Below are 26,451 nucleotides of genomic sequence, written 5' to 3'. Positions count from 1 at the left end.
GATTTAAAATATTTACAGGATTGTACTTTTTATTTATATCTTTATGGCTCGATTTCCGTAATTCCATGCGTATCCTTTTCGACCGCAACTCCGGTTAATAATTGAAGGCATGCCTTCTCTCTGCATCAATACAAGTTGTAAGCTTTCTAATACTGCTATTCTATACAATTTCGTGATATCCTTCCCCATCAATAAATAGAGCTTTCCTATATAAGCGTCAACACCCTCCAAGACGCCTATTGTAACCGCGATAATTCGGTACATTTCCTTTATCGTGAGGTAAGGTATTCCCCATATAGGTAAATCATGGCGGAAGATATTTGCAGACCATATACAGTAGACATATCTGTAGTATTGTGGAGCATCCTCTGGATTGCAGTAAAAACATAAACTGTTACGCCATGGATTTAGCCCTGGTTTGCCGGTCGTAATGCCGCGTGAAAGTATATAGAACGCAGGCGGGGTTTTCGGAGGAACCGACGAGTTATAAGTGACAAGTTTGAAATCTTTCATACCATTTATTTTTTTTTGCGGCCATCGGCCATAAACAATTTGACAAAGAAAAAAGGACAAAAAAGAAAGTCCGATCAGAGCCGCCCAGGCGATGATAATACCAAATGCGCGAGCTATAAACCGGGGTGGTCCGAAAAAAGCACAGTGAAGCAGCTTTCGCTTCACTGTGCTTTTTTCGGACCCGGTTTAAAGCCCCGGTTTTATGGCACTCGCACATTTGGTATTTCAGCGCCGGGTGGCTATTTTTGGCTTTCTTTTTTTGTCCTTTTTTCTTTGTTAAAGTGTCTATAATTCTTATTAGAAGGTTTAGAGAAGCTGCTAGTTAGTATCCGATAATCTTTAAAAAGGACTTTGGACATGTCAGAAACAATCTTATCATAGGAGATAGGAAGCCACCAAAACCAGACAAAACAGGCGACGTAAAATAGTAGTACAAAAGAGGAACGGAGCGTCGCAATGGACGCGCAATCATGGAACAAACATCGACCCCAAAAAAACAAACTATTTTTAAGAAAAAAATTTTGCGCGGAAAAAATCGATTTGACGGTAGCATTAATACCTTATCGGGGTAATGACGGAACAGGTACCTATTGATCAAAGTAATGACCATCGTAAATGGTAAATCTGCCTTTATTATCACGGATTAAATGGATGTATGATTCATTACCATGGTCATCATGAAAACTTAAATACACATCATGGCATAGCCCGAATCCTTCTATGAAATGATTATCCCTGATCTTGACAAGAAGCTTTAAATCTATGTCCTTTCCCGGTACATAGATATCAATTTTTTGACGATTCGACAGGTCAATTTCTAATGATTCCACGGCATTTGCATTTTCTCTTTGTTTTCCATAGTATTCAATTCTTGATTTCGGATTAATTAATTTATTTAGGTACACCATTAAAATATTGCTGCGCAGCATCAATGTTCTAAGGTTTTATCTGAGTTATTTTGGTTGAATCACAGAATACAATCTACAGAAGTTACCTATTCCATCAAGTTGGCTGATGGCCGCTTTCACTAAAGAGTTTAATGGACGTCTTTAAAAATACTATCTTATTTTTCTCGTTTTATCCTGGCCTAAAACCGGCTCATCTATTAAACGAAGTGTAGTTTCCTGTTGCTTCATGGCAGCGCCGACCGCCTTAGCATTGCGACCCCAATTTAGAGGCAGATGATTTCTATCATAAATTAGCATCTGACCAATGTGCGGCGCGGCTTTTATGATACACTTTACTGCTTTGTTATCAATCATAAGATCTACCACCCTGCTTACTCCTTGCTTTAGGCTATCAGCCAGCTTCATAAACTGATCCTGTGATAGAGGCTTCAATGGCAGTCTATTTAGCGCCTTGGGTAGATCAAATGAATACTTTACAAGTGGAATGCCATTATCTGGCCTGATTTGTGTCCGATCAAGTCCCACCCATTGTTCCTTATTCTCCAGCGGTATACAAACGTGTCCGTTATTGACCAATACCGCTGCTTGCGTCGCCGTAAATTTGCCACCTTGATGCAGTGGGAAATTCTGACTGACAGCATTATTTGGCTGGGTAAACAGATCTCCTAATTCAGGAGTAGCAGTAGCAGTAAATGACTGAAAGTAATAATAATTCGAGCCAGGGACTTTTTCAAAATACAGTACAAAACTGGTGTTTTTACACTTCACATCTGAATACCGTAGGTGAAACTGATCAAATCCCTGTTCCATCATCTTTTGCAGACTGGTGTCCATAGCCTCGGAAAACCCCACCTGCTGCATGGATTGGCGAAGTACTTCCAGGTTTAAATGCTTTAATTGAGCTCTGGTAACCTGCTGTAGGTCACGGGTGTGCTGATTAAAGTTCCTGTTGTTACCTCCAAGAAAGGAGCGTATTGCATAAACAACAGGATGATTATAAAAACGGTTTAAAGTAGTCGGATTTATAACGGCGCGCATTCTTTTTAGTTCACTACGTACATAGTTCAGCGATTGTTTTTCTGCCGGGTTTAGCTTATTCTTCCGGCCAAAGCCAGAAGAATAAGCACGGGCCACCTCACTATACCACTGATATTTCAGTTCATAGCCAGCAATATCATTTTTCCAGCCGGCAGGGTTTGCGGCGATGTGTTGCGCTTCATTTTGAACATAAAGATGAAGGGCCTCTTTGACACGATTATAAACTAGTGCTGGTTGTACTGGTCGCATGAAATTTGATTTAAAACAACGGACGGGCACGGAAAATGTGCCTGTTTTTGATATTTAGTGAAAGGCGCCTTCCCCCATTTTTTTCCTGAAAATTGACATGGATTTTTTTTGCATCCGGAATTGTAATTTTTTTTATAACGAAGACAAAGTCTGTACTGGAGTTACCGGGAACCAGCTTCTCAGACGTAGCATAAACCGGAACTATTTCTTCTTCCTGGGAGGTAGTACGTTTTACCCGGTGTTTGTCTTTGATGTACATCCTGCTAAAATCTACGGTGAAAGGTATGTTGCTATGATTGTATATCCGGAAATGTAGGTAGAGATGATCACTGGTAAAGTAAATGCTGCGTAGCTTCAACCGCATATTATAGGTGCCGGCACCCACATGATAAAATGGCCGGACATTCCGGATATGCTGGAGGCGCTGGTTTAGTAATGGGGAGAAGGCTTCGATTTCCGGGATGATAAGGGGCATCGGTTTAGCGTTAGAAACGGTTGAGCTGTCGACCCTGGACAGATCGAAAGTTGTCCCCACCGGCGCCTCAGCGTAAAGGACTTCAAAAGAGTACAAACGGCCATCTTTTGTAAAAACATTCAGATTAGTAGGCTGGAACCCTTTCCTGGTCGCTTTTACCCTCACCACATTGCTAACACCTGGCACAGTATCCACAATTACGTCACGTTGTCCCCGGTCAGCATCCCGGATCGGTGCAGGAAACATCAGTATGGTAGTTTTGTTAAACCCAATTTCAAGCGTGTAAGGCGAAATGACGGTGGTTGCCGGTAGATAATGATAGGTAGGTACCTGGGCCAAAGCCGGAAGTACACAAATAATCACAAAAAAAAGTGATACACATTGTTTCATACTGCACATTTTGATGGTTTATGAATCAAATATTAGAAATTCCGGGTATTGAAGAGCAATACTGTATGCCCCGCTTTCAAAGAGAGAGAAATCGTTTTAGACCTTTTACTGATAAGACTTTTGGCTGCCTGTACTCCTGCTGCCGCTGCCTGGGCTCCTATACCCGGGTCCATGCTATAAAGTTCCAGATTCTGTATAGCCTGGCTGATTCCCTGTTTCGCTACATCACGACTCATTGCGCCAGGTACATAGACGCCGGGGATACCGTCCAAGTCGTATACAGACAGGTCAATCGGATAAAGGGCGTTTTTGTAAACAGCATTCTTGATACTAATATCCAGCCGTTCTGTACCGAGTCGGCATAGCCCGTATACGAATGAACCAATAGGTATTTTTGACCCTTTAATATAAATATCCTGTAGTAACCGGAATTTAACTATTGAACCATCTTTTACTGTTTGGTTATCGGGAATTTCAGCTAGTATACCATATTTATATGACGGTAAAGTGTCTAGCAGATGACTACCAGATGAAAGACCATAAAATTCGTTAGCGCTGGTATGATCAGGCACAGGCAACGCTGTTTCCGGCGTTGTTGAGACAGCGCTTACTTCAGTACTGTCCGGCGTTACAGTGCCAGATAGCGTTTTCCCACCATTTTGAATTTGAAGAATCTTGTTCAGCATTCCTTCCAGCCGCTTCATCTCCGGATCTTCAGCACTCGGCGTGTCCATACTTGTCATGATTTTTTCGAGCTGTGTAATTTCCGGAGAAGATGTTTGCGGGCCAGGTGGTTCTATAGTCGGTTCCTTCTCCATTTTGATCGTCGGTTTTGTTGAACTATCGACATGTTTATTCAGCTCTTTGTATAGCTTTTCAATGGCCTCAGTAACCTTCCTTTCATTCGGATCTACCGGAGCTAAAGACATGGTGGTTCGGTTTTGCTCCGCAGTGCGCAGGTCATCTACATCACTAGCCATTTCTGAAGAAGTCTGAAGGTAGCCATCGCTGAGCCGCTCTTTTTGTAACCGCTGGCTGTCTTTGAGGGCATCCATGTATATATCCAGCTTATTTTTGTAGAGGTTTTTTAGGTCTAAATTCGGACTCGGCAGTTTGGCATTAAAAGCGCTGATTGTATCGGGCGTTTGGCGGCCGTTGGTTTGTTTAAAGGCGGAAAATAAATAATAAAGGGTAACGGTTAAGATAAATGCGGCTAAAGGAAGGATTTTTACCAGTTTCGTCACTTTTATCTTTTTCACTAATGCTTCCATATAAATAAGAATTATTGTTAGAAATGCCTTTATTTTCTAGGATATCTGACAATGCTATCGGTAGACGGCACCACGGATGGCAGTCGTATAGTCTGAAAGTTTACTGGTGGAATAGACGACGTTGCAGTGTATCCTGTAATGACTAAATAGAGGAAATAAGTACCGGCTGTTATTGAAAACAATAACAAACAGATTTTTCTCTGACCAGGAGAAAGATAGCTATCAAGCTGGTGTAAGAAGAAAACACAGTTTTTTGCAGCTATCGCATAAAAACGTCGTAAATAGCCGTTTCCAGTTGGCGCTTTAACAGCTCTATTCCTCAAAAGGCTACTGAAAATCTGTATCATTGTTAACGTTTTTGAAGTGTGATATCCCGGTTATCTACAATGCGCCATTTTTCAATTAAAAACCCATGAGGGTTATTGTCACTTACACTCTCTGTAATTCGTATCTGTCCGGTGGAAACAATACTACGGGTCAGTATTGAAGTTGTCCGAACAATTCTTAGTTTGCCGTAGTAGATAAATTGGGCAGGATCGGAGTTTAGATTCACTGACACACTATCAGCATCAATAGACTGGGTGATATTGCTGGCTACTAAGCCTGAATAGTAATTACTTTCCTGCAGGTTGTCATATTCAGCCTTTGCACTGCCATCTGCCAGGTACAATGCCTTGGTGATGTTTTTCTTTATAGCATCCATATCAGGACTAGCCGTAAAGAAATAATAATGAAACACCTTAACATGATCTCTTATTTCCACTTCAGCAACCTCTTTCCGTGTTGTACTGACCGCCTCCATTAACTTGCCATTAGCCAGTACAAGTATTTTTGATTTTTCATGGGTCGCAATATTAAATGCTTTGTTGATGACATAACAGCAGATGATAATGTTTGCAACTATGAGCGAAAAAGAAAATAACCGGATGTACTTAAATGCTTTGTCTATATTTTTGAATTGCTGGAACATACTATTAAACTTTACCCTGCGATTTGTTTATGTTGGTAGCTACCACCATCAGGTCTGTACCCTTCTGAGTTTCCTGCATCGGACATTGGGTAGAGTAGCTTATCACTCATTGGCATGTCAGCAACATAACTGCCAGCAGCAGTGTTGCCTCCTCCTCCGCCAGCAGCCCCCCCGGTAGCCCCTCCACTGGCTACTGACGACATCACCCCTGACGTCATACCAGTGATTTTTGACATGAGTACGTTTCCTCCGCTTGCATGAACGATATAATTGGAAATAGAGGGAACAGAGAAATACCCGACTATACCGACAATAAGAAACACCAGGTAGGAAATACTGGTATAGTCATAAGTAATATTTGTACCTCCTGCCAAAGCAGCCTGAATATCTTGCTTGATCATGTTTTGCTCGATGATGGATATCATGGCGCCAAAGATGTTAGCAACGGGTAACCACAGGTATACGTTTACGAACCGGGCTAACCAAATGGATAGGGTGTGCTGAAATCCGTCATATGTGGATAGCGCCAGGACAAACGGGCCAAGGATGGCAAGAATCACCAGGTGGAACGTCCGCATTGCGTTTATGCAAAGGGCGGAAGCATAAAATAGTATTTGCAGTACCTTTGAAATAATTATCTTTAACCAGTACATTACGGTACCTTCCATTTTCCCCCATAGCAGGGACATAAACCCAGGAGATTTCTGTTCGTCACCGGACTCAGCTTGCGCATATTTGTACCATTCTTTAATATCTTCGTCGCCGGGGCTGCCCATTGGCATCTGAACTTTACCAGAAGTGCGTAACTGTAGTTCAATTTCCAGCAGCTCTTTTATGCCCTGGTCTGATACAGCAACAAGTCCGTTGGTTGCTCCTACTGTCGGTTTTAAAATACCGTCCAGTGTTTGCAGAAAAAGTGGGTAAAACCCTATAACAACGGCCATGATAAAGGGCCTGAGCAAGGGAAAGAAGTCAATTGGTTCTGCATTGGCAAGGTTTCTTCCAGCGCGCACCGCTATATAGAGAATGGCGCCAAAACCGGCTATGCCCCTGGCGACAGTAGTAAGCTTCTCGCATTTGGGTGTCATTTCATTATAAACATTTTGTAGCACATCATGCAGGCGTTGAACCTCAGTGTTACCGCCAGACTGCGCTAGACAAACTGATGGAAGCACTACTGCCGCTATAACCAGTACTGTAGAAAGAGACTTGTTCATGTTGGTCTATTTTATTTGCCAAAAAGATGGGATAACCGGTTTACATCATCCAACTGGGATTGTCTCTGACGGCCCAGGGTGTAGTTATTGAAATTGTAGTAGTGTAAAAAAGTGGATTTTTCCTTCATAGAGAAATAGATCCTATCGACAGCAGCAAGTCTTTCTGCATCGCCCATACGCAGCTTTCCGCCTGTAACAACTAAAATAAGTTCATCTATATTTTCCACAGTGCCGGCGAAAATGCCCTGGTAAACTTTTTCCATAGAGGCAATCTCAGCTCCGGAAAAAACGCTCATCATTTTAAAATTCCGTACAGCGTTTCTATACTCAGACAACAGGTCTTTCTGTATCCGAATAATTTCAGGTATTCTCTTGTATTTAGCTACGGTGGGGCTTACAGACAAAAGACCATTCAAAAATGTTTCATGTAGGCTAAAGTTTCCTTCAGAGAGATTTTTTACGGTTGTATAACCTTTACTGATAATCTGATAGCCTTTCTTCATATCAGCCAATATCGTTCGAAACTGATTCAGCTTTTGAATATTGAGCGCTAGTTGCGCCAGCTCGTCAGCCTGAGCATGGGCTGTCTGTAGGTACCCGGAGAAAAAAACCGACATCACCAAAATCCACCTCATCTTTTTCATTCAATACAATTTTCGAAAATTTGAAATTTCAGTTTCATCTCGTTGATTGGCTGAGGCATAGCTAAGTAGCTGGTCAGATACATGTTGAATGAATACCTTTCGGGTCTGAAAATCATTATACAATTGATCAATCATCTTCAAACGGTAAAAGTCATTCATATTAACCGCGGTATTGCTAATAATGTCAATAAATGAGAAGACATCTTCGCCTATCTGCGCAATGAACTGTCCATACAACCGGTCGACCGTTGTCAGTTGATTTGCTGGCAAGGCATTTATTACACGAAGCTGCCACCGAATGTCTTTACAATATTGATAGAGGGACAATTGCGCCAGGGCAAGGTCCAGTAGCTTTCTATTTTTCTGTAAGGAAGGGTTAAGCCTTTTGAGATCGTTAAAAAATAGTGTATGAACACTTATGTCGCCGTCTTTTATTTTACTGATGGTAGTTAAACCACCATTGGCAATTTTGTACCCATCCTTCAACCATGCGATATATGTCTGCAAAGCCGCGATTTGAGCAATCAGGTATTTTTTCTGTGTTTTTTTCTGGTTAAACCACTCAGCTGCCGTTTGGCCAATACATACCTGGCGGCAGAAGAACGTGAATAACAAGATTGATAAGAACAAACATTTCATCGGTTACTGTTTTTGGACGCCGTACAATGCTTCAAGCAGATATATATCTTCTGTACTTTTAGCTCTCTGAAAGCTGATGGCAATATTCCGTTGGGTAAACCTGCGAAGGTCGGCAACATATTCATCTATTTTGCCGGCTACCTCAGCGATAATCTCAAGCCGCTGTCCATCTGACATTTGCAGAGAAAATGAATTTATAACCAGGAAAATATCATTGATGCTTTTTAAACTTTCTGAAATGATGCCGGAGTACATGGTATATATTTGATCTATTTCCGTCTGGGAGAAATGCTTATCCTGCCGCAGCAAAGCATAAGCATGTTTATACTCTTCCACCAGTTGTTTTTGCTTTTCGATAATATCGCGTATTCGCTGGTAATACGTAATGGCCGATTTAACTTTCCACAATTCGGAAAAGTAGTCCTGATAAAGTTTCTTTTGCTTTTCTGTCCATGTGCTGATCTCATCGAGTCGGAGTTTTGAAAGTTTATTTTCAAGCGCTTTCTGGATATTTTGCAAGCCTATAGTTTTATTTTGCAAACGCTGCACCTGTAAGTCCATGGCTTTAATGACTTTTTTCAGTGCAGCTTTTACCACCACCCATATAACAGCATGGCTTTCCTTAGTGGGAATAACACAGAATGTGGTGGTCAATATCAAGAGTATAACAATATACTTTTTCATAGTGCTTTTGTTTTGGCCCTTAGGTCAGCTGCCAGCCTGGCAATACCACGTTTGACAGAGCCATAACGTTGCGCATATTCCTGACGAAGCAATTTTTCTTTCTCTTCTGTCGAATAACATAAATATTCTTCCAATGACACTTCCGTCCGGTACACCTTTGAATAGCTACCAAGAGCAATAAAAATTTCTTTATACTTCAGGTTGGGGTCATTACTTTTATTCATGCTCATGATGAGCGTCTTATCTTTTTCTGTCAAACCCAGCAGGTCTTGTATATCCTGAAACTTATTCTGAAATTTGCTTTGATCAAGAAGGATTTTGATATCTGCGTTGGCCAGTATAGAATCCTTTACTATAGAACTGGAGATGATATCGTTGAGTTCCTGCGTAACGAGAAATGCGGTGCCCCAAAATTTTCGGACCGTTTTGAAGAGATATTTGATATACTGGGACATACCGGATTGTGCTATCGCTTTCCATGCCTCTTCTATCAGAATGATTTTTCGTTTACCACGCAAGCGCCTCATTTTGCTAATGAACAACTCCATGATAACGAGCGTGGTCACACTGAACACAACTTCATTACTGGCAATGGAGTCAAGGTCAAACACGATAAAAGACGTTTCCAGCAGGTCTAAGTTCTCCCGCGCATTTAGTAGATATCCGTATTCACCCTTGCCGTAATAGGGCTTGAGGACATACAGGAAATTACTGACATCAAAATCTTTGTCCTTTATACCCTGCTGCTGCAACTCAGGTAGAAAGTCATTTCCCAGGTAGTCATAAAAGCTATCAAAGCAGGGGAAAACATCCGGATTTAGTTTAAGAAATTCAAAATACCCCTGAAGGGCGTTGGACAAGGTCACATATTCACTACGGCTGAATGATTCGTCAGTCCGTTTCCAGAGTGCCAATAACAGCGCCTTGATGGATTCCCGCTTTTCAATATCCAACATGCCATCCTGAATAAAAAAAGGATTAAAACAGATTGGTTTCGTTTCGGAAGCTGCAAAATAGTAGCCCTCTGCCAGACTGCACAGTCCAGTATAAGAGTGACCCACATCAATGATTACGATATGTGCTCCCTCTTCCCAACAACTTCGTAGAATATGATTTGTAGCAAAGCTTTTCCCGGTTCCACTGGGTCCTAAAAGAAATACATTTCGATTATTTATTATATTTAATTTATACGGCAATTCAAACAGATCAACCGCTTTGGGCACCCCTGTGATACGGTCACCAAAACGGACACCTTCCGTAGCTACTGAGTCTCTGTAGTTAGTCTCGATTGAAAAAAAGCATGTCGCCTGTTCTGCGAACGTGTCGAACCGGGAAGTGGACGGAAGCTCTGCACCATTACCAGGCACTCCCGCCCAAAAGAGGGTCGCTGCTCCAGCTGTTTCCAGCTTGCATTTACCATCCATTTCCGCCATGGCTCCGGTAACTATGTTTTTGATATTGCGGGTTTCGGCGGCATCATCACACCAGGCGATTATATTGAAATGCGCCTTTATCGGCAGCCGGCCCTGGCTGACTGCTTCATTAAGGAAGTTATTGGTTGCGGTTAAACTAATTGTGTTCTCCCGGCTGTATTTGGACAACGCCTGGAGTCGGCGGCGTTTGCTTTCAAGTCTATTGATGGTCTCCTCATGTTGCCCGGTAACGATGTACTGGTTATAAATATGATTGCAATGCAGCAGTAAGGAAACAGGTCCGGCAAAACAGATAGAAAACTTCGTCTTCTCTGTCGAATACCTGGCATAATTGGTTCTTGGCCCACATAGTGAAGGCAGAACCTCCGCATCTGCTATGGTAAATACGTGCAGATGGCGGGAGCCTATCTTAATTTCTTCACCTGTTTTGATATCAGAAAGCGTAGGGTACTCGTCCCTTCCCAGTAAAAAACAATACCTTTCAAGTAAACCTGCCTGGTCTTTACTACTGCCAATTTCATCTCCTTTCAGGCGCCGCAGGGACAGGTAGCCACTATCCTGCAGGATTTGGGCAAATTGCTCTACCTTATCGGTAAACTGACCGATTCTACTAATATCCAGAGATGCTGCGGGTATAATGGAATTCCTAATAAGGATGGAAGACAAAGGAGATGGCTCCTTTAGATTATCAGGTATTGTACTGAGAAAGATATAGCACTCATGATCAAGATAAGGTCGTTCATTAAAATGCCGGTCACTGGCTCTTGAAAGAAAAGTCTTTTCAACGTCACTATCCGGTTTAAAACGAGCCTCAGAAAACCAATCTTGCTTATGGATAATAACATGAGGGGGAAGCGTTCGAATAGCCTTTAAAAATGAGGCATGAATGGCTTCATAGTCGTTAATGCCTAGCGTAAATATTTCCGGAAGTTGTACTGCATAAGCAATAGTAATGCTGCCGGATTTAGATAGGATGTAATCGTCCTCAATTTTATAAATAGGAAAGACTTCTTCCAGATTTTTCATCTTCTTCATTTTCATTCACACTTAACTGTATAAATAATTTTCTAGACGTAGTTATAACATAGCCTGGCAACCTGATCTGTGCAGCCTTTTTCACAAGACCGTTTTCACCATATTTTTTGCTATACCGCTGAACGCCGTTAAAAAGGGCATATCCGGCAATGAGGACTGTAGTTACACAGCAATAGATATTAATTCCAACGAGGTAAACAATAGCAAAGAGAAGTAATATTCCAACCATACCTACTGCAAGGTAAACTATATATTGAGCCTTGATGCCTTTGAATTCCACGCTACGGTTAATGCCTTTGTTTATCTCATATACTGTAGCCATGGCAAACCTTTTAAATGCCGAAAAATGATTTTAGAACAGTGACAACAACCACGAGAAAAATGCAACTGCCAAACCAGCTTGCGGCAGTCTTACTGGTGTCAGGATCTCCCTGTGACCATTTCCCATATACTTTCACAGCACCAACGAGACCCAGCACGGCACCTATTGCATAAAGCAAATAAGTACCTCTTTCAAAATAGCTTCTCACGAGCTCATTAGCTTTATCTATACCACCTGTACCATCCTGGGCGAAACTATTCTGAATAAAAACGAAAATTAAAAACACAACCAACGTCGAGCAGGACGTGTATCTCCACATTTTCTTACTGCACATACCAAAACACGTTTACTTAGAACAACGAATACGTTTACATCAACATCAGAAGAATTCAGTTACTAGATATTTAAGATAGGTATTTGGTATTCAGGCTGATAAATTATCGTATGCACGTCACGGTTATAGTGTCGAAAAAGTTACCCCGTCGGTTCAAACGCACAGTTCAAAACCAACCTTCACATACCGGCGAGGCAACTACCCAACCAACCACCCTCAATCATACAGGATATCAACCCCAAAGTTCACATAGCTGCTGCTCATCAAATCTTAGGTTCAGTTCACGATCAACGGTCACGGACACAAATCGATTGATGGCATCATAAAAATCAGTTCCTTCAAAAATCTTATACTGGCTGACAATCGCCTTGATTTTGGAAAATACCTCGGCAGGGTTAGCCGGATCGCTGGCTATATTGGTTACAACGTTACTTATTTGTTCTGTTACAGCTTCCGCTTCCTTTAAAAGTATACTTGAATCATCTTCAATCAATTCCCAGGTGTCGTCTTCTTCCTGTTCCTCAAGCTTAAGCTCCAGCTGTTGATCAGGAATTGCAGGAGGAATCAGATCATGTCCAGTCGATTTACCTGCGTTTGATATAGATTGCGAAAGAGCCACCTGAAGACCTTTTTTATTATTCCCTTGATTTTTCTGTGCCCAATAGATAATTGCATATGTCACCGCTGAGAGCAGTAAGGCGATCAATATGGGATTCAATGAAAGTGTATCCATACTTCAAGCATTTAATTGTGACGAATTTTCAGTTACAAAGATGCAGGTCCGCCAAGGAGAAATATCATAGCGTAATTCATAGTATGAAAAATAATTTATTGGCGCCTGGAATTGCGCTGACGGTTACGCTCGTCAATTGCCTCAATATAGAGTAGATATTGATTATCCAGGTATTGCCAGTAATTATTAGCGCCCTTCTTTCGTCGGAGAATTTCCTGAAAGGTGGTAGTATGAGTATTTAGTTCGATACCAAATATTTTTTCAATATACTTCACAATAGCTTCTAAAGTAGTATTGCCGTTATTTAAAACTTTACCAGCGTATAAATGATAGATTACTTCGTACAGCCCTGTTTTTGATCCAGTCCATTGCAGGGGTTCAGGGCCAGCATCTGCTTCAGGATGGTCCGATAATATAGCTGTAATTGCGTCGTTAAGGTAAATTTGTAAACGCTCATAGGCAATGATGGTAGCTAATTTGAAGGCATACACAGTACAGACATCCTTATCCAGGATTCCAGCATACAGATCAGTAACAAACTCAGGCTCATCATTCTTATGTCTAGTGAAGTACTGAACGTCAAGGTAAGTACGTCCTGAGCGATAATATTTATAAAATTCCAGATGATGAAAGAAAAAATCATCTATTCTTCGTAGTTCAAAGTCAAAGTATTTTAATTGATGCTTGCGGCTGTTGGGTGCCGTATGGCATTGTATATTATAGACAGTTGTGTGATAAATCCACAATGCATAGAATTGAGGCATCACTTCCTTATAGAACTTGATTTCGTCGGCCGCATCATTGAAAGCGTGCGATCTTATCAGTTCTTTAAGTCGTTCTAGGTCGGAATTGATTAGGTGAATTATTTTCTCGCTGCGGCCGATCACATTCGCTGATGGGTTACGTAAGAAAATATTGATTTTTCCTTGGAGCTCTTGTAAGAGCCCAATTGATACGGCTAACATATTGTTAAAATTTAAGCACGAAAGATCTATTCCCTAAAAATGGGAACTTGGTAGGTATTGGAAGCGAAAGTGGCGGGATGTATCAATAACGAATGTACAAAATAAATGTCAATTGTGGGAGTCTACTTTAACAAACAAAATTAAAACCCAAACACTTGATAAGATTACTAATATTCAATTTGCTCCACATATCAAATAGAATATTGAACAAAAGAAAATTAAATAAAATAACTATAGGCCGATGAATTAAATCAGCCTATAGTCATCTCTAGCAGCCAGATGTAGTTATTTAATGCTGGCGCCTTTTCCCTTTTTTTCTTCTTTGGCAAGATTCTTGGCAGGTTCCTCTTTGTTCACCTTTTCTGTGCTTGCCAGGGTCATAGCTCCCATTGCCAAATCTTCTTTTGTGGAATGTTCCTCCATCAACTGGAAACTGGGTTTGGTAAGAACGACCTTTTCCCCTTCCCCATTGAAGACATCAATTTGAGCTGACCGGGGGTTTGCTTTTAAATACAAATCTTCCTTTTTACCATTGACTCTTAGAGAGACGGCAACATCGTCACCGTTACGTAGCGCTCTCAGTAGGTCTTCTTTCATTTCCTGGGTCATACCATTGATGTGAGGAAGTGCAGAAAGTTCCTTTGTAATATTCCATTGAATTCTGTCATCGTAAATACTATTCAAAGGATGCTCACCATTTTTATTGAATGATCTGAAGTCAACATACTGCCATTTGTTAACCATCTGACCAGTTTTGGTACTTCTGTAGGAAGCGTGGACATAATTGCCTTTCATCAGATTGATCATCTGTTCTACCGGGAGTCCCTTTTGTTTGTAAAGCCCGAAAGTGTGCTGCTTTGGAGTTTCTTCACCGTGTTTTTTATATGTAACTTCAATTTTGTTGGCAAACCAGAATCGCTCCTGGTCTGAAGAAAGATTTTTTCCATCACCCTTTTCCAGCACAACATTAAAAGTGAAGTTACCAACTTTTTTTTCCATCATCGCTTTTAATTCAATTTTAGGTAACCCCATTTCCATGGCACTTTTTAGCCTATCATTGAAAAGGCCGTTTTTAAAACCTAGGTTTTCTAATACCTCTGTTAAGAAGTTATAATTTGCAACTACCATAAATTTGATTTTAATTATTAACAATAATCACATACTCATAGCAGATTTATCCGTGGGTTCAGTAGTCTCTTTTTGGCTTTGATTCTGATGGACTTGTTGTTGGTATTCTTGGCTTGACTTTATCCTGTCTATTTCCCGATCAATGAGATCCTGAATATCCTGTTTTACCTGTAGGTAATTCCGATGAACTGTCGCGTTATCAATATTTCGAATAATAGGTAAATCAACATAGGACATCTCCTCTAAGCGGCTGGCCTCATGATTTTTTGTTACAATAGCATGAAACGCTTTAAGTTGGATGGGATTAGTGGGCTCGTCGCCAACAATTCCTACAAATTCGCCGCTGCTAAGAGTGGCTATTTTTGACGGAGGGATAGCGAACTCCAATTGTGTACTTCTGCTCAGGGATGTTTCGGATGAATTAATGGAAAGAGACTCCCTTACTTGTAAGGTCTTCCCAATCCGGTCAGAAATTTGACGCGCCGTTTCTCCGTTGACTTGCCCACAAATAACATTACCAGCAATATTCATGATCACATCAGCTGATTCTTTACCATAGTTTTTTACCAGTTGTGACATATCCTGAACACCTAATACTGTCGCAACTTTGTTACTGCGGGCTGTGGCAATTAAGGAATCAATATTGGGAACATAAATAGTTGGAAACTCATCGAAATAAATAGCGGACTTTGTTTTCTTCTTCTGATTAACTAATTTGAGCATACGCTCGATATACAATGAAAGCACCGCACTGTATATTTTCTGTTTCGCTGGGTTACTACCCGCGCAAATTATTTTTGGTGACTGTGGATTATTTATATCTAAACTAAAATCGGAGCCACTAAGCACATAATACAACGAAGGGCTGGATAGACGAGCCATCGCTATTTTTGCAGATGCTACCTGCCCTTCAAGCTGTTCCAGCGCCTTATGCTTGAGTGCGGAGATGAAAGGGTTTATAAGCACATGTATTTCAGGCTCTAGCGATAAAACCGGAAATAACTTCTCGTATTCTATTTGAGACAACTCTATAGCGTGCGGTAATGTACAGTATAACCCATTTTTATATTTTTTTAAAAACCAGAATAAGGCCGTGCAAAAATTAATTGCAGATTCCGTAAAAAATTCGCCCTCTTTTCGCTGCCACTCCTTGTTTAAAGCCAGCATAAAGGTCCTACTGCTTTCAGTTGCATCAGTAATATCCTCCATCAAATCCGGTGGTAAGGTATTACAACGGTGAGTTCTGGAAAGGTCATCAAAATTCAGAATAAAAAATTTCGGCGGGATAGGATATTTATTGACGTGCTTTAACAAATGATTGTAAGCAATCTTGGTAAGGTCGGGGAATTTATAATCAAAAATGAACAAGCAGAATTGTTTTTCGATATGTTGCTTTATAAACTCAGAAAAAAAATAGTATGTTTTACCACTTCCGGGAGACCCTAGAATAATTGTACTCCGAAAAACGGATATATTATTGATATACATATTCCGTCGCCTACCATTTAAAATATAAGTAGCCGGTATATTTACTGAGTATTCTGTTTCAATAAGTTTTTCACATTGGGGAAATGATTGTCCTTTTTCATTGAATACGTCTTTATTATATTTCAGGCGAAGCAACCGGCTTAACTTGGATACACCTGAAAGAATAGAAAGATACCCTGCAGAGGTAATTACAATATATGCCTGTTCAGTAGTCACGCTATTTGCTGGAATTAATAGACACAGGCTAGAAATAAAATACAGCAGGAAGCCTATGCTGATGGAGAAAAGTATCGTCGGAAATGTAAGTTTTTCATTTTTCTTTCCTTTTGTTCCAATAAGGCTGATAGATAACAAGAGCAATGCAGAAATTTTGATAGGAATCTGCCCGGAAAGAAATGGTACACTATGCGAGAGGTTATAAATAATACGGTCGGAAATTCCGAAAGAAATACCATAGTACTGCACCACGGAATAGCAGGTTGCATAGTAATGGATAAGCAAAATAATAATTGAGCATAACCTGATAAAATTGATGATCGACTGTAATGCTTGTACATTTTCCCCTGTTTGCATATTTTCATGATTGATGTCTACAACTATGGTTTCCTCCTTTTCTTTTTTTTCTTTTTACGATCTACCGGCGCCGGCTGATTGCCAAAGTCGTATGTTTCTTCTGTTAGCTGGCTAAAGAGAGCAGCAGTAAAAGCCATTGTTTTTTGTTCAGTAAATGAGAAGTCGATTACTGGCTGTGGCCCACTTAGCACGACCTGTTGAGCGCTCCATAATTGCTGGTGTAGTGTTGCAGGATTGAACCCATTGGTATCTGCTGAAAGGATGGATTTTTTCTGGTTATCGATAAAGAATACATCCTCAACTTGCCCCGCTGTTCCGGTGAGAACACGGACTTTTATTCCTAGATTTTCCAGTACCTTTACTGGCTGCTGGATAGAAGATCTGGCAAGCGTTTTATTTAATACCCGGAATAATATCGCGCGTTGGGCCAGGCCTGTGACTTTATTGACTTCCATTTTCTTTTTGAGTGTGGACAGTACCGGTTTGGTATAGATATCGCTGGCCTTTACCGGTACCCCTATTTTATTTCCGTCGGCATCAACGATGGAATACAGCAGCCCTCCCCGCTGGCGAGTGATGCTGCCAGCAGATCCACGATCAATAGTTACATTGAATTGCTTGAGTAGCGCGTCAAACTCCTGTAGTGAAGTATATTTATAGGTTTCAGCTACCTCCCTTACAATATTGGATATGGCAGCCTTTGTTTCATTTTTTCCGTAGTAAACCGGTTCCAGTATTACCAGTAAGCCATTGTTATGTTGCCGGCCCTGGGCTACAACCAGGTTAAACAATTTCTCAATGTCTTTACGGGCGGGTTCTGATTTATCCCGTGCGAGATTATGGAAGCTGATAGCTTTGCCACTTTTTGCTATATTGGTGGATATGATATGCAGGTGTTGATGAGCAGCGTCTTTATGTAAATAAACCAGATAAGGCTGATCACCAAATCCGATGCGGCGCATGTAGTCGCCGGCGATATGACGAAGCGTATTTAATGACAATTGCTCTTCCCTGGCGAAATTGAGGGATAAATGCAGGCAGTTGGTTTTTATTTTTGGATTCCGGGAGATGAGTTTATTGAAACGTTCTAGTTTCTGCCCAACCGACAAATCGTCAGCATCCATCGCAAAACGAGATGCAAGGATCAAAATAGCCGTCCCCTTTTCTACTTTGTTTTCATTGTAATGAAGGGCGCCTTTTATAGATTTACCGCAAATTATTTTAACAACCATCTACCTGCTATTTTTGAAATTATTGTTAACAGATGATCGATTTTCCCTTCAATCCTCAGGTATTCAGAAAAGGCAACTTTGGCGTAAAAAGCTTTTCGTTTTGGCTCTGGATATGTATTAAATAGTCTTGTTATTTGATTAATGTTAACACCGATAGATTTTATTTCTCCCCTGATAGCGGCCAGCTCCTCCATTTCCATGTCTAAATGATGATCATGTACGTAGGTTCGTATAGTTCTGTTATGTAGAATATCTCTGAGTAATCCGCTCATTTCCCTGTGGCAGGAACGTCTAAGTAAATCCTGCAGCTCTCGAAATTTCGCAGCAGTCACGCGTGTTTCTATTCTGTAAACAAGCGCCCTTTCTTCCGGTGTCTTTCTTCTTGGCATCACAAGAGTTTTGAGTTTAGCAAATGAAAGCATGGGACTGCCTTCCGTTGTTGTAGACAACTATACATCTTGCTCCCTGCCGCACAAGGCAGGGAGAGTCGTAATCTATAGGTAGATTAATTTTAATACAGGGCTCGCAAATGTGGGACTGCGAGGGAGAAAATTAGTTTTCAGGATTGGGTAAGCCTGGTCGCCAGAGCGAAGCGTTACCTGTAGGAAATGACTCAATGACCGGTACCATAATCATCGTAACGGTTTCATCAGTGAGCTGAGGAAACTCCGTCTTAATGAGGGCTATTTCATGATCTTCCAACAAACGAGAAAAGAGTGTATTTTCATTATAGATGCCCCAAGCCTCCGGAAATTTTCTGACAATCCACATAGCATCATTATTTAATATGTAAGTGAAGTTTTAATTTCGCTCGCGATTTTGTAATCAAGGTTGCGATGTTAGAACGCTAACAATCCAACAGTGAGCAATTGTCTTCCAGCTTTTGTAAAGATTTCCCCGCCTGCTCAGCCAGTTCCGGCCATTGTAAAACAGATAAAAGTCACGGGCCTCATCGGCGGAAATTCCTTTTTGCAAGAAATAAACCAGTACTTGCTCGTATGTGGGTGGCATGGTGCCGGATATTTTAGAATCCATAATTATGTCTTTTTGGCACTTCTACCGATAGGAATTTCTCTACCGTGTAAGTGACGCCGGTCCAATAATGCGCGGTTAATATCATCTGCGTTATAGAAGATAGTCCCCCCAATCTTTGTGTACGGGAGAGTACCATTGTTTCGTAGGGTAAGCAAAGTCCCCACCGAGCAATTCAGTACCTTCTGGGCCTGATAAGTTTTGAGCCACCGGGGTACCCGGGCATTATCTCCTGAAACCATTTCATTGAGCAGCAGTTTGATGCTTTTTAGAAGATTCTGCTCAAGCTGCTGCAGGTCACGGATAGTTACCAGTTGGTCCGGGGTAATGCCTAAGTGTCCGGCGGTGTTGATTTTCTGCACTTGATTCATCCTTTACGCTTATACATTGGCGAAGATATATGCCAGAAAAGCCGATCTTTCACAGTCTGTTTCCTAGTTTGAAAAAAAACATTCAGGTAGGTAACATTATATAAATACAAAAGGGAGCCCAGTCGGCTCCCTTCTATAGATACATCCACGCTTATCTTTCGTTTAGTGGATGGCATCCGCTAAACGATACCATTGTCGCGTCAATTTGATTAATTGTGAACGCGCAGGTGAAGGCAATAGCCATCCCCAAAGATGACCTACCGGAATGTTTAGGACATTTGACTTCGTAATTGTCCAGGTAATCTCTTTTTTGATAGAATGAAACATAGAGATCACCATTCCGATCATGGCTAAAAGGATTGAAGAGTTGTTTTTTTGCATAACAAAAAACGAAATTTAGATGTTACGCCTACTCTTTTACCGGGTTTCGGCATTCCCGTTTGCATTCCTTCAGGGCGGCCAACATCAGGAATGCTATAGTACACACGCGGTGAACATAGAAAATCGGAGAGGGAAAATCAAAGAGGGAAAATTGGAGAGGACAGTTACAGGTGGGAAGAAGTTTTCGATCAGGTAAGTTGTATTACCATTTTCACTCGGTACCAAAGTAGTCGATAAAAGTAGTACTAATACAAAAGTGCGGAATTCTTTCTAATAAACTGTTGACTGGAAGCGACACTAAATCGGAATCAATAGACTAAAAACGACAGTCTTATTCGTAAGGGGAAGGTAACATTTCAGGATGCCCCCGAGCCATTGTCGGGGTCATATGATAGTATTTTTTGAATATTCTAATAAAGGCAGACACATCTTGATAGCCAGTTTCGATAGAAATAGATTTAATAGGCATGTTTGATTTAATAACAAAAAACAACGCCTTCTTCATCTTTTCATGTTGGTGATATTCTACCATTGTTTTTCCGACTTCTCGCTTGAATAACCGTTCGAGCGTACGAAGGCAAATATTAAGCTGTTTTGCAAGGTCTTTTACCGGAAGTTTAACCTTCGTAGTGTTGTCATTGATATACTTTAATGCATGATTAATGATGGATTTTTTATTACTGGCTGAAGTTATTATGAAAGGATTCTCTAACTCTAGAAGATATAGTGAGAGCAATCTTAACAAGCCAGCTTCCAATTCAAGGTCTAGTGCTGAACCCGTTTTATAGGAGCGAAGCAGGTCATTGCAAATTATCTCAAATTCATGTGGTATTTTTGCAACAGGTAATAAGCTACCCTTTTTTGAGGAAAGTTCTACATGTTCGACTAATCGTCTAACCATTGGGTTGTTAACGGATAATTTATTCAGGTAGGTGCCAGACATTTCCACATACAATGCTGTATAGTCACCTTTTTTCATTCTGCCAGAGCGCACTCCTCTGGGAAGATAAAAAAGATTATAGTGCCCTTTGGTTAGAACAATTTCGCCGACGCCGGGTATCTTCCCGAACATTGTATGGCCCGAAATCCAGTATATAAGCATAATGCTAGGCTTAGTGATGGTGGCACGTATCCACGCTTGTTTTTTTAAAGAAAAAATACCATGGGAAATGACGTAGTCTTGCCTTTTTATTGATTGCAAAAAGATGGTTCCACTGTGGTCTTCAGCAAGATGGGGAATAGCATAATCCATCAAATATTTTCGATGGCTAATTGGAATGGTAATAGCTTTGGAAGCTACAACTTTGTTCAGTTGTAAAAACATATCCTTCTAAAGGTTAACTTGATTTGGTTAATAAGACAGGTTTACAAATAACTACATGACATTCTGTTAAAAAAATCCTCAAATGATTCGTTGATACGGTAATGATTCTTACGAAAATAGGGCATTTCAGTTAAATAATGAAAATAGCTAAAATGGACAAATTTTTTATGTTGCCGGCAACATATTCATTTAAAGTATAAACTCACTCACTTTGTCAAAGATTCGTTGTGCTTCATTTGCTTTGACCCTACGAAGGTCTTTGTTAGTCCTCAGTGATTCAACTGGAACAATCAGTTGTTTCATAGAATCTATAGTATCCGTAATTTCATCATCCGAAGTGAAGTTCAGGCGGGGCAATAATTCAATGAGTTCTAGCATGTTTGACACCAGAGAGCTGTGGATTTTAGAATCATCTTTTGATAATTGTTCAGCCATATGACCAACCGCAATTCTAATACGCTCCCATATGTTCTGCGTGGCTTCCTTAATCCGTGTTTCGATTTCGATCTGCATTTGTCCCTTTATTTTCTCCACCTCCTTCTGATCAATTTGCAGGCGAAAATCAGTCAGATCACTGAGTGGCATAAAAGTAATCCCGATATTAAATTTTGTTTGAAGTGCCGTTATCGGTGGGTAATCATTCTCTCGAAACATTCCATTTAATCGCACACGAGCTTCTTCTATTAAAGTATCATACTTTAGAATAAATGCTGAAACAGCTTCTTCATATTGATCTTTAAAAGTTCTAAATTCGCCAACAAACGCAAAATAGTTTGTTGCTGGCAACAGTCTATCACCTCCATCTGACCAAGGTAATGTATTATCATACAAGTATGTTCGGGCCGCGGATGCTACTTTTTGTATTTTTCTCATTTCGTCTTCATTAATTAAAATTTTATTGAATCTGCCTGCGTTGTGACTATTATGTTCAATTTCAATTTCCCGGCTGACCTGTTTATCATGACGACGTGCAGTCCACTGGTTAATTTTTAGATTAACTAAAAGTGCATTTTCAAGTAGATTTTTCATAAAAAATAGTTTTACGTTAAATAATTAGCTATTCGATATTGATCACATTTCCAAAAGGTGGATAAAACTCAAAACTGCCGAATTGTGCCCAGAGAACTGGATATTCAGGTTCACTGGGAAATAAATAGCACATTCCATCCGTTAGATACACTACAGCGCTAGGAAATAACTGGCAATGGTCAATGTATTCAAAGCCCGGTCTATAATCTGTGCCTCCTCCGCCTACCGGCTTTAGTAGCACTTCTTCGTCTTGTAAAAAGGTCTGACTTCCACGAACTTCATGATCTACATATATGACCGTTAATTCGGTCTTTGTGAAGCAGGAAACTTCCTGGATCTCTGCGGCGAATTGGCTTATTATCTCATCAGATATACTGCCAGAAGTATCGATGATCAATACAAGGTTCCCAATTTCCGGTTTGTCTAGAGTAGGTAGGTAAAGTCCCGCGTGTAGGTACCTGTAGGATGGCTTACTCCAAGTATAGTCATTTCGGCAAACGACTGCAAGGAAGTGCGAAAGATGTTGCCCCCACGGAACTCGGGGATGGACTACTTCAGCGACTAAACGCTGCAACATCGGAGATAATTTTTTTTGTTTTGCTGAAATTTGAACAGCCTGGACAACCACCTGTTTGATTTCTGCCTCAAGTTCTTGCGCATTACTGTTTGATGGTGCATTATCAACTACACCATATGATACAAATGATTTGTCCGGTAAATTATCTGGCAATAAGCGATAAATCTCTTCCGCGCTTTTATTTACATATTTAGCATCAATCAATGCGCCTTTTGGAATTTTAAACCCTGATTCCTCCAAGATGGGATTGATTGCGTAATCGGCAGCAATGTTCCATTTCAACTTACATCGAGTCCCCATACGGGTGTGGTGTAGCAAGGTGATATGCAAAATTTCGTGAGCCAGAAGTCCAACAACCTCCTGCAACGCTAGAGTGTCGATGAATTTAGGGCTGTACTTGATTACCTTGCCGTCGGTACATGCAGTGGTAACCGATGGATCGCTGATATATGCTAAATGTAACGAGACTGTTGCGAAAAATGGATGGTTCATAATAAGATCCATTTTTGCTTTTGATATTTTCTGTATTGCTTCCATAAATTACAATTAGAATTGTTAAACAAGCAATGCCGCATTTTTTGCGGCCCACTTTATGTATGCACGATTGTTGGCTATTCCGGCATTTTTTGTAGTGGCATACTTCATACAAGCCACAGCATGTTCATCTGGTAGTCTAGTTATATAGTCGCAAATTGCCGCGATTGTATGATCAGTAGCTTGATGTGCCAGAGCGATTGTTAACGCATAGATTACACCCGGATCTTTAGGTATTGGTGCAGTATTAGGGTGTTTTAGAATATCTTCTAATGAAGGAATTTGACGGAAAAGCTGAAGAAACCCTTTGTATTCAATTGCAAAAGCCTCTCCTGCTATCCCTGCAAAAGCTTCGAATTCGTATTTTGGCGGCAAACCTGCTGCTTGTTGTTTACCAACAGTAGCTATGGTCCGTGGAGATACAGAGTTCGTAATATCCCTTGATGGCGCAAAGCCATTTAATAAATCTGGTCGGAAGCGGATAAATGCAATCAATTCAACAGGCATATTATTGCTTAGTGCCCATTGTATCCAATCATCAATGTCCACATCCAATTTTACAATTGAAAATCGTGATTTCACTGGCTCCAGTATCCCGGTAACTGCTGCCATATCCTCCCGACGATTTGTCGCAGCAATGAAAGTAACCCAATCGGATATCAAATGCCCGTTGATTCTTCTGCCTAAAATCAGTTGCATACAAGCGGCTTGTACGCCAGGTGAGGCTTGACCTAAATCATCGATGAAATAAATCGTCTTTTTTTTTGTTTTGATAATTTCACTAAGTTCACCATACGGTAAAAATTGAGCTGTTCCATTATCCTTTGGGAATGGCAACCCTTTGTAATCTGTAGGGTCACTTACCACAGGATGAGAATGTATCAAAAATGCTCCAGCTGAAGTAGCGGCATTTTTAACGATGTCTGTCTTTCCAATACCAGGACGACCTACTATCAATGCCGGAAAGTTGTTGTTAATGCAGAATTCAAGATATCCTGCTAAATCTGATGGTTTCATATGTTATGTATTAAGTGAAAAAATACTAATTAGAAAGTATTGCTTATGATCAAAGCCGGATTTGTGAAGTGTTTTAATGGCATTATTCATGTTTACCATGTCGTTATTTTTTAATGGTGGAAAAAGAGGGCACGGTGACAGCGTCGCCCGCCTCGAATTGACCAAATCCCAAAGAAAGCCGGCGGTGATGATGATGATTGCAGCATTTATCTGCAATCATCATCATCACCGCCGAAGGGAGGCAAATCAAAGGGTGCGAGGTTAATGCACCCTTTGATTTATGTTGGATTTGGTCATTTCGGGGCAGACGCTAAATTTGCCCTGCTTTTTCCACCATTAAAAAAAGATTTAATTACTCCTCATGGTTGGTTTCCCGCCTAGGAATTAAAAAACAATACAAAGCGCTGTCCGTAGGCAGCGGAAAATGCGGTTATTATTATGACGATCGATTTTTATAATCCCTCATAGTACTTTTTTACCCCCAATGCGTTATAAAATGGTAATTGGAGATATCTCTCTTAACCGCTACAATAAACACATTTAAAGAAAGTATCAATATGGAAAACAATATCAAGGAGAATACTGAACGGAAAATCAAGTTGCATGTCGTACGTCCAGAATTAATTTTGGAGGATATTTTAACCGACGTCGATGTAAAGGACGGCATTCAGATTTATTTAAACCCTGCCTTTCACACCACCCCATAAATCGCAGCATTACACCTGAATGGTTAACGTTGGTAATTGGAAAGTCAATACATAATCACCATGAGAAATGATAAGTATACAATAGAGATCATAAACATTGAAAGCGGCGAAATAGTGCATACTGTTGCGGTTCGACATGGTAACTCAGAACAAGTAGAACGTGGCATTCTGATGAACCTCAATAGGGAAAAGTATTTTACTCAAAAAAAGCGTAAGAAACATGTTAAATAGGAGGTCTACATTAAACGCTGTTGACTGTATTTTTTGATAAGCATCAACTAACCATCATGGGATTGCTAGTATCATGTGTTTTGGTACTGGTTTTTGAAATTCCAACACAAAACTTTTTTTTACATTAAAAAAAATAAAATGTTAACTACACGAAAAATTGTAAAAGCAAAATTTGAAATTGAGGTAGAAGTAGATGAAGACAAACTTCTAGCTTCAAATGAAATTGTAATAGCGAATGAAATTGTGTCCGGAGCAGCCAAAATAAAACTCACAGAACGTTCAAATCCCAGGGAAGTCCCAATAATAAAACAAGATTTGCAATTGGTTAGAAAGGGAGAAATGATACGCATACCAGCCTGGTCCGTTGATTTTATTCCAGGAGAAAGTACAATCTGGGTTGTATCTCCAACTGGAGATTCAATTATTCGCATAAAAACTCCAGGAAAAATTGAAGTTGAGTCGTGTTTGGTAGGACCTTCGTCTAATTTCAATATTGTACTAAAAGAAAACATCAAGTTCTGCATATCAGAAGACTCTAAAACTTGGCAGATATTCTCTTAATAAACCACTTTGATTGAGAAGCATATATTTAAACTTCCTGTATAAATGGAATAAAGGATGCCATCTATTTAGATGCGTCGTTTTAAAGTGCTTGAACGAGAATGTTTCCGCACCGGCTTCAAGACATTTTTGAATGTTATCATCAGATGCAACGGCAATAATTGGAATTGAAGCTGTCGTCCCGGGGCTTTGTATCACTTTCTAGTTAGCGCTTTTAACCGACTCTTAATATGATATTAGCAGCCTAATTGGTATAATTAGGTTGCACTTTTAGCATTCAGAAGCAGACGATACAAGTAGGCCACCTGTACGGAACATTTATTATTTAGAAAATACTAAAATATTTAGTATTTTTGCCTCGACATACTATAGTTGTATCACCTCAGGAAACCTTTTATTCTTAGAAGATTCCTGAGGTTTTTTTGTTTTCTTTTGCTAAAATATTT

At 40.3% G+C, this 26,451-nt stretch carries 26 protein-coding genes; 1 reads left to right on the top strand and 25 read right to left on the bottom strand.

The window, feature by feature from the left end; genetic code table 11:
• Positions 1–33: 33 nt before the first annotated feature.
• The 25 genes from ICL55_RS01750 to ICL55_RS01630 form a co-directional block, all read right to left on the bottom strand.
• Complete coding sequence (locus ICL55_RS01750) at positions 34–513, bottom strand: DUF6943 family protein (RefSeq protein WP_188094321.1); 480 nt, start codon at positions 511–513, stop codon at positions 34–36.
• A gap of 587 nt (positions 514–1,100) precedes the next feature.
• Entirely contained in the window at positions 1,101–1,442 is a 342-nt protein-coding gene (locus ICL55_RS01745; protein WP_188094320.1) for a hypothetical protein, read from the bottom strand.
• Between the two features lie 129 nt (positions 1,443–1,571).
• A complete protein-coding gene (locus tag ICL55_RS01740; RefSeq protein WP_188094319.1) occupies positions 1,572–2,708 on the bottom strand; it encodes a hypothetical protein in 1,137 nt (378 codons plus the stop codon).
• 10 nt (positions 2,709–2,718) lie between these two features.
• Positions 2,719–3,573 carry a conjugative transposon protein TraN gene (gene traN / locus ICL55_RS01735; protein ID WP_188094318.1) on the bottom strand — a complete coding sequence of 285 codons (855 nt, stop codon included), beginning with the start codon at positions 3,571–3,573 and terminating at the stop codon, positions 2,719–2,721.
• A 32-nt stretch (positions 3,574–3,605) separates the two neighbouring features.
• Entirely contained in the window at positions 3,606–4,844 is a 1,239-nt protein-coding gene (traM, locus tag ICL55_RS01730) for a conjugative transposon protein TraM (protein ID WP_188094317.1), read from the bottom strand.
• A gap of 349 nt (positions 4,845–5,193) precedes the next feature.
• Positions 5,194–5,814: a conjugative transposon protein TraK gene (traK, locus tag ICL55_RS01725; protein WP_188094316.1), complete on the bottom strand. Its 621-nt coding sequence runs from the start codon at positions 5,812–5,814 to the stop codon at positions 5,194–5,196.
• A gap of 11 nt (positions 5,815–5,825) precedes the next feature.
• The gene (gene traJ / locus ICL55_RS01720) at positions 5,826–7,031 is read right to left on the bottom strand and encodes a conjugative transposon protein TraJ (RefSeq protein ID WP_188094315.1); all 1,206 of its coding nucleotides are present in this window, start codon (positions 7,029–7,031) and stop codon (positions 5,826–5,828) included.
• 11 nt (positions 7,032–7,042) lie between these two features.
• Positions 7,043–7,675 carry a TerB family tellurite resistance protein gene (locus ICL55_RS01715; protein ID WP_223151260.1) on the bottom strand — a complete coding sequence of 211 codons (633 nt, stop codon included), beginning with the start codon at positions 7,673–7,675 and terminating at the stop codon, positions 7,043–7,045.
• On the bottom strand, positions 7,676–8,314 hold the full coding sequence (locus tag ICL55_RS01710) for a hypothetical protein (RefSeq protein ID WP_188094314.1): 639 nt from the start codon (positions 8,312–8,314) through the stop codon (positions 7,676–7,678).
• 3 nt (positions 8,315–8,317) lie between these two features.
• Positions 8,318–8,998, bottom strand: a complete 681-nt coding sequence (locus ICL55_RS01705) for a conjugal transfer protein TraI (protein WP_188094313.1) — start codon at positions 8,996–8,998, stop codon at positions 8,318–8,320.
• The gene (locus ICL55_RS01700) at positions 8,995–11,457 is read right to left on the bottom strand and encodes a TraG family conjugative transposon ATPase (protein ID WP_223151258.1); all 2,463 of its coding nucleotides are present in this window, start codon (positions 11,455–11,457) and stop codon (positions 8,995–8,997) included. The genes ICL55_RS01705 and ICL55_RS01700 overlap by 4 nt, the downstream gene beginning before the upstream one ends.
• Positions 11,423–11,788 (bottom strand): DUF4133 domain-containing protein, encoded by a 366-nt coding sequence (locus ICL55_RS01695; protein ID WP_188094311.1) that lies wholly within the window; start codon positions 11,786–11,788, stop codon positions 11,423–11,425. Before ICL55_RS01695 ends, ICL55_RS01700 begins: the two co-directional genes overlap by 35 nt.
• A 10-nt stretch (positions 11,789–11,798) precedes the next feature.
• A complete protein-coding gene (locus tag ICL55_RS01690) occupies positions 11,799–12,107 on the bottom strand; it encodes a DUF4134 domain-containing protein (RefSeq protein ID WP_188095640.1) in 309 nt (102 codons plus the stop codon).
• Between the two features lie 247 nt (positions 12,108–12,354).
• Positions 12,355–12,855, bottom strand: coding sequence for a hypothetical protein (locus ICL55_RS01685; RefSeq protein WP_188094310.1), 501 nt, complete (start codon positions 12,853–12,855; stop codon positions 12,355–12,357).
• A 95-nt stretch (positions 12,856–12,950) separates the two neighbouring features.
• Positions 12,951–13,820 carry an RteC domain-containing protein gene (locus tag ICL55_RS01680; protein WP_188094309.1) on the bottom strand — a complete coding sequence of 290 codons (870 nt, stop codon included), beginning with the start codon at positions 13,818–13,820 and terminating at the stop codon, positions 12,951–12,953.
• Positions 13,821–14,105: 285 nt separating this feature from the next.
• Positions 14,106–14,948 carry a hypothetical protein gene (locus tag ICL55_RS01675; protein ID WP_188094308.1) on the bottom strand — a complete coding sequence of 281 codons (843 nt, stop codon included), beginning with the start codon at positions 14,946–14,948 and terminating at the stop codon, positions 14,106–14,108.
• 27 nt (positions 14,949–14,975) lie between these two features.
• Positions 14,976–17,009 (bottom strand): conjugal transfer protein MobC, encoded by a 2,034-nt coding sequence (gene mobC, locus ICL55_RS01670; protein WP_188094307.1) that lies wholly within the window; start codon positions 17,007–17,009, stop codon positions 14,976–14,978.
• Between the two features lie 23 nt (positions 17,010–17,032).
• Positions 17,033–18,241, bottom strand: a complete 1,209-nt coding sequence (locus ICL55_RS01665) for a relaxase/mobilization nuclease domain-containing protein (RefSeq protein WP_188094306.1) — start codon at positions 18,239–18,241, stop codon at positions 17,033–17,035.
• Positions 18,226–18,630, bottom strand: a complete 405-nt coding sequence (locus ICL55_RS01660) for a plasmid mobilization protein (protein ID WP_188094305.1) — start codon at positions 18,628–18,630, stop codon at positions 18,226–18,228. The genes ICL55_RS01665 and ICL55_RS01660 overlap by 16 nt, the downstream gene beginning before the upstream one ends.
• A 163-nt stretch (positions 18,631–18,793) precedes the next feature.
• Entirely contained in the window at positions 18,794–19,012 is a 219-nt protein-coding gene (locus ICL55_RS01655) for a hypothetical protein (protein WP_188094304.1), read from the bottom strand.
• A gap of 266 nt (positions 19,013–19,278) precedes the next feature.
• On the bottom strand, positions 19,279–19,644 hold the full coding sequence (locus tag ICL55_RS01650; protein WP_188094303.1) for a helix-turn-helix domain-containing protein: 366 nt from the start codon (positions 19,642–19,644) through the stop codon (positions 19,279–19,281).
• Positions 19,645–20,356: 712 nt separating this feature from the next.
• Positions 20,357–21,349 (bottom strand): helix-turn-helix transcriptional regulator, encoded by a 993-nt coding sequence (locus ICL55_RS01645; protein WP_188094302.1) that lies wholly within the window; start codon positions 21,347–21,349, stop codon positions 20,357–20,359.
• A gap of 189 nt (positions 21,350–21,538) precedes the next feature.
• Complete coding sequence (locus ICL55_RS01640) at positions 21,539–22,378, bottom strand: DUF3150 domain-containing protein (RefSeq protein WP_188094301.1); 840 nt, start codon at positions 22,376–22,378, stop codon at positions 21,539–21,541.
• Between the two features lie 28 nt (positions 22,379–22,406).
• On the bottom strand, positions 22,407–23,492 hold the full coding sequence (locus ICL55_RS01635; protein WP_188094300.1) for a vWA domain-containing protein: 1,086 nt from the start codon (positions 23,490–23,492) through the stop codon (positions 22,407–22,409).
• Positions 23,493–23,510: 18 nt separating this feature from the next.
• On the bottom strand, positions 23,511–24,506 hold the full coding sequence (locus ICL55_RS01630; RefSeq protein ID WP_188094299.1) for an ATP-binding protein: 996 nt from the start codon (positions 24,504–24,506) through the stop codon (positions 23,511–23,513).
• Between the two features lie 1,076 nt (positions 24,507–25,582).
• Here ICL55_RS01630 and ICL55_RS01625 point away from each other — a divergent pair.
• Complete coding sequence (locus ICL55_RS01625) at positions 25,583–26,005, top strand: hypothetical protein (RefSeq protein WP_188094298.1); 423 nt, start codon at positions 25,583–25,585, stop codon at positions 26,003–26,005.
• Positions 26,006–26,451: the final 446 nt, after the last annotated feature.

This window comes from Chitinophaga varians, from assembly GCF_014529945.1.
GTDB lineage: Bacteria > Bacteroidota > Bacteroidia > Chitinophagales > Chitinophagaceae > Chitinophaga > Chitinophaga varians.
The sequence above is the reverse complement of the archived record's forward strand: the minus strand, read 5'-3'. Positions and strand labels throughout refer to the sequence as shown.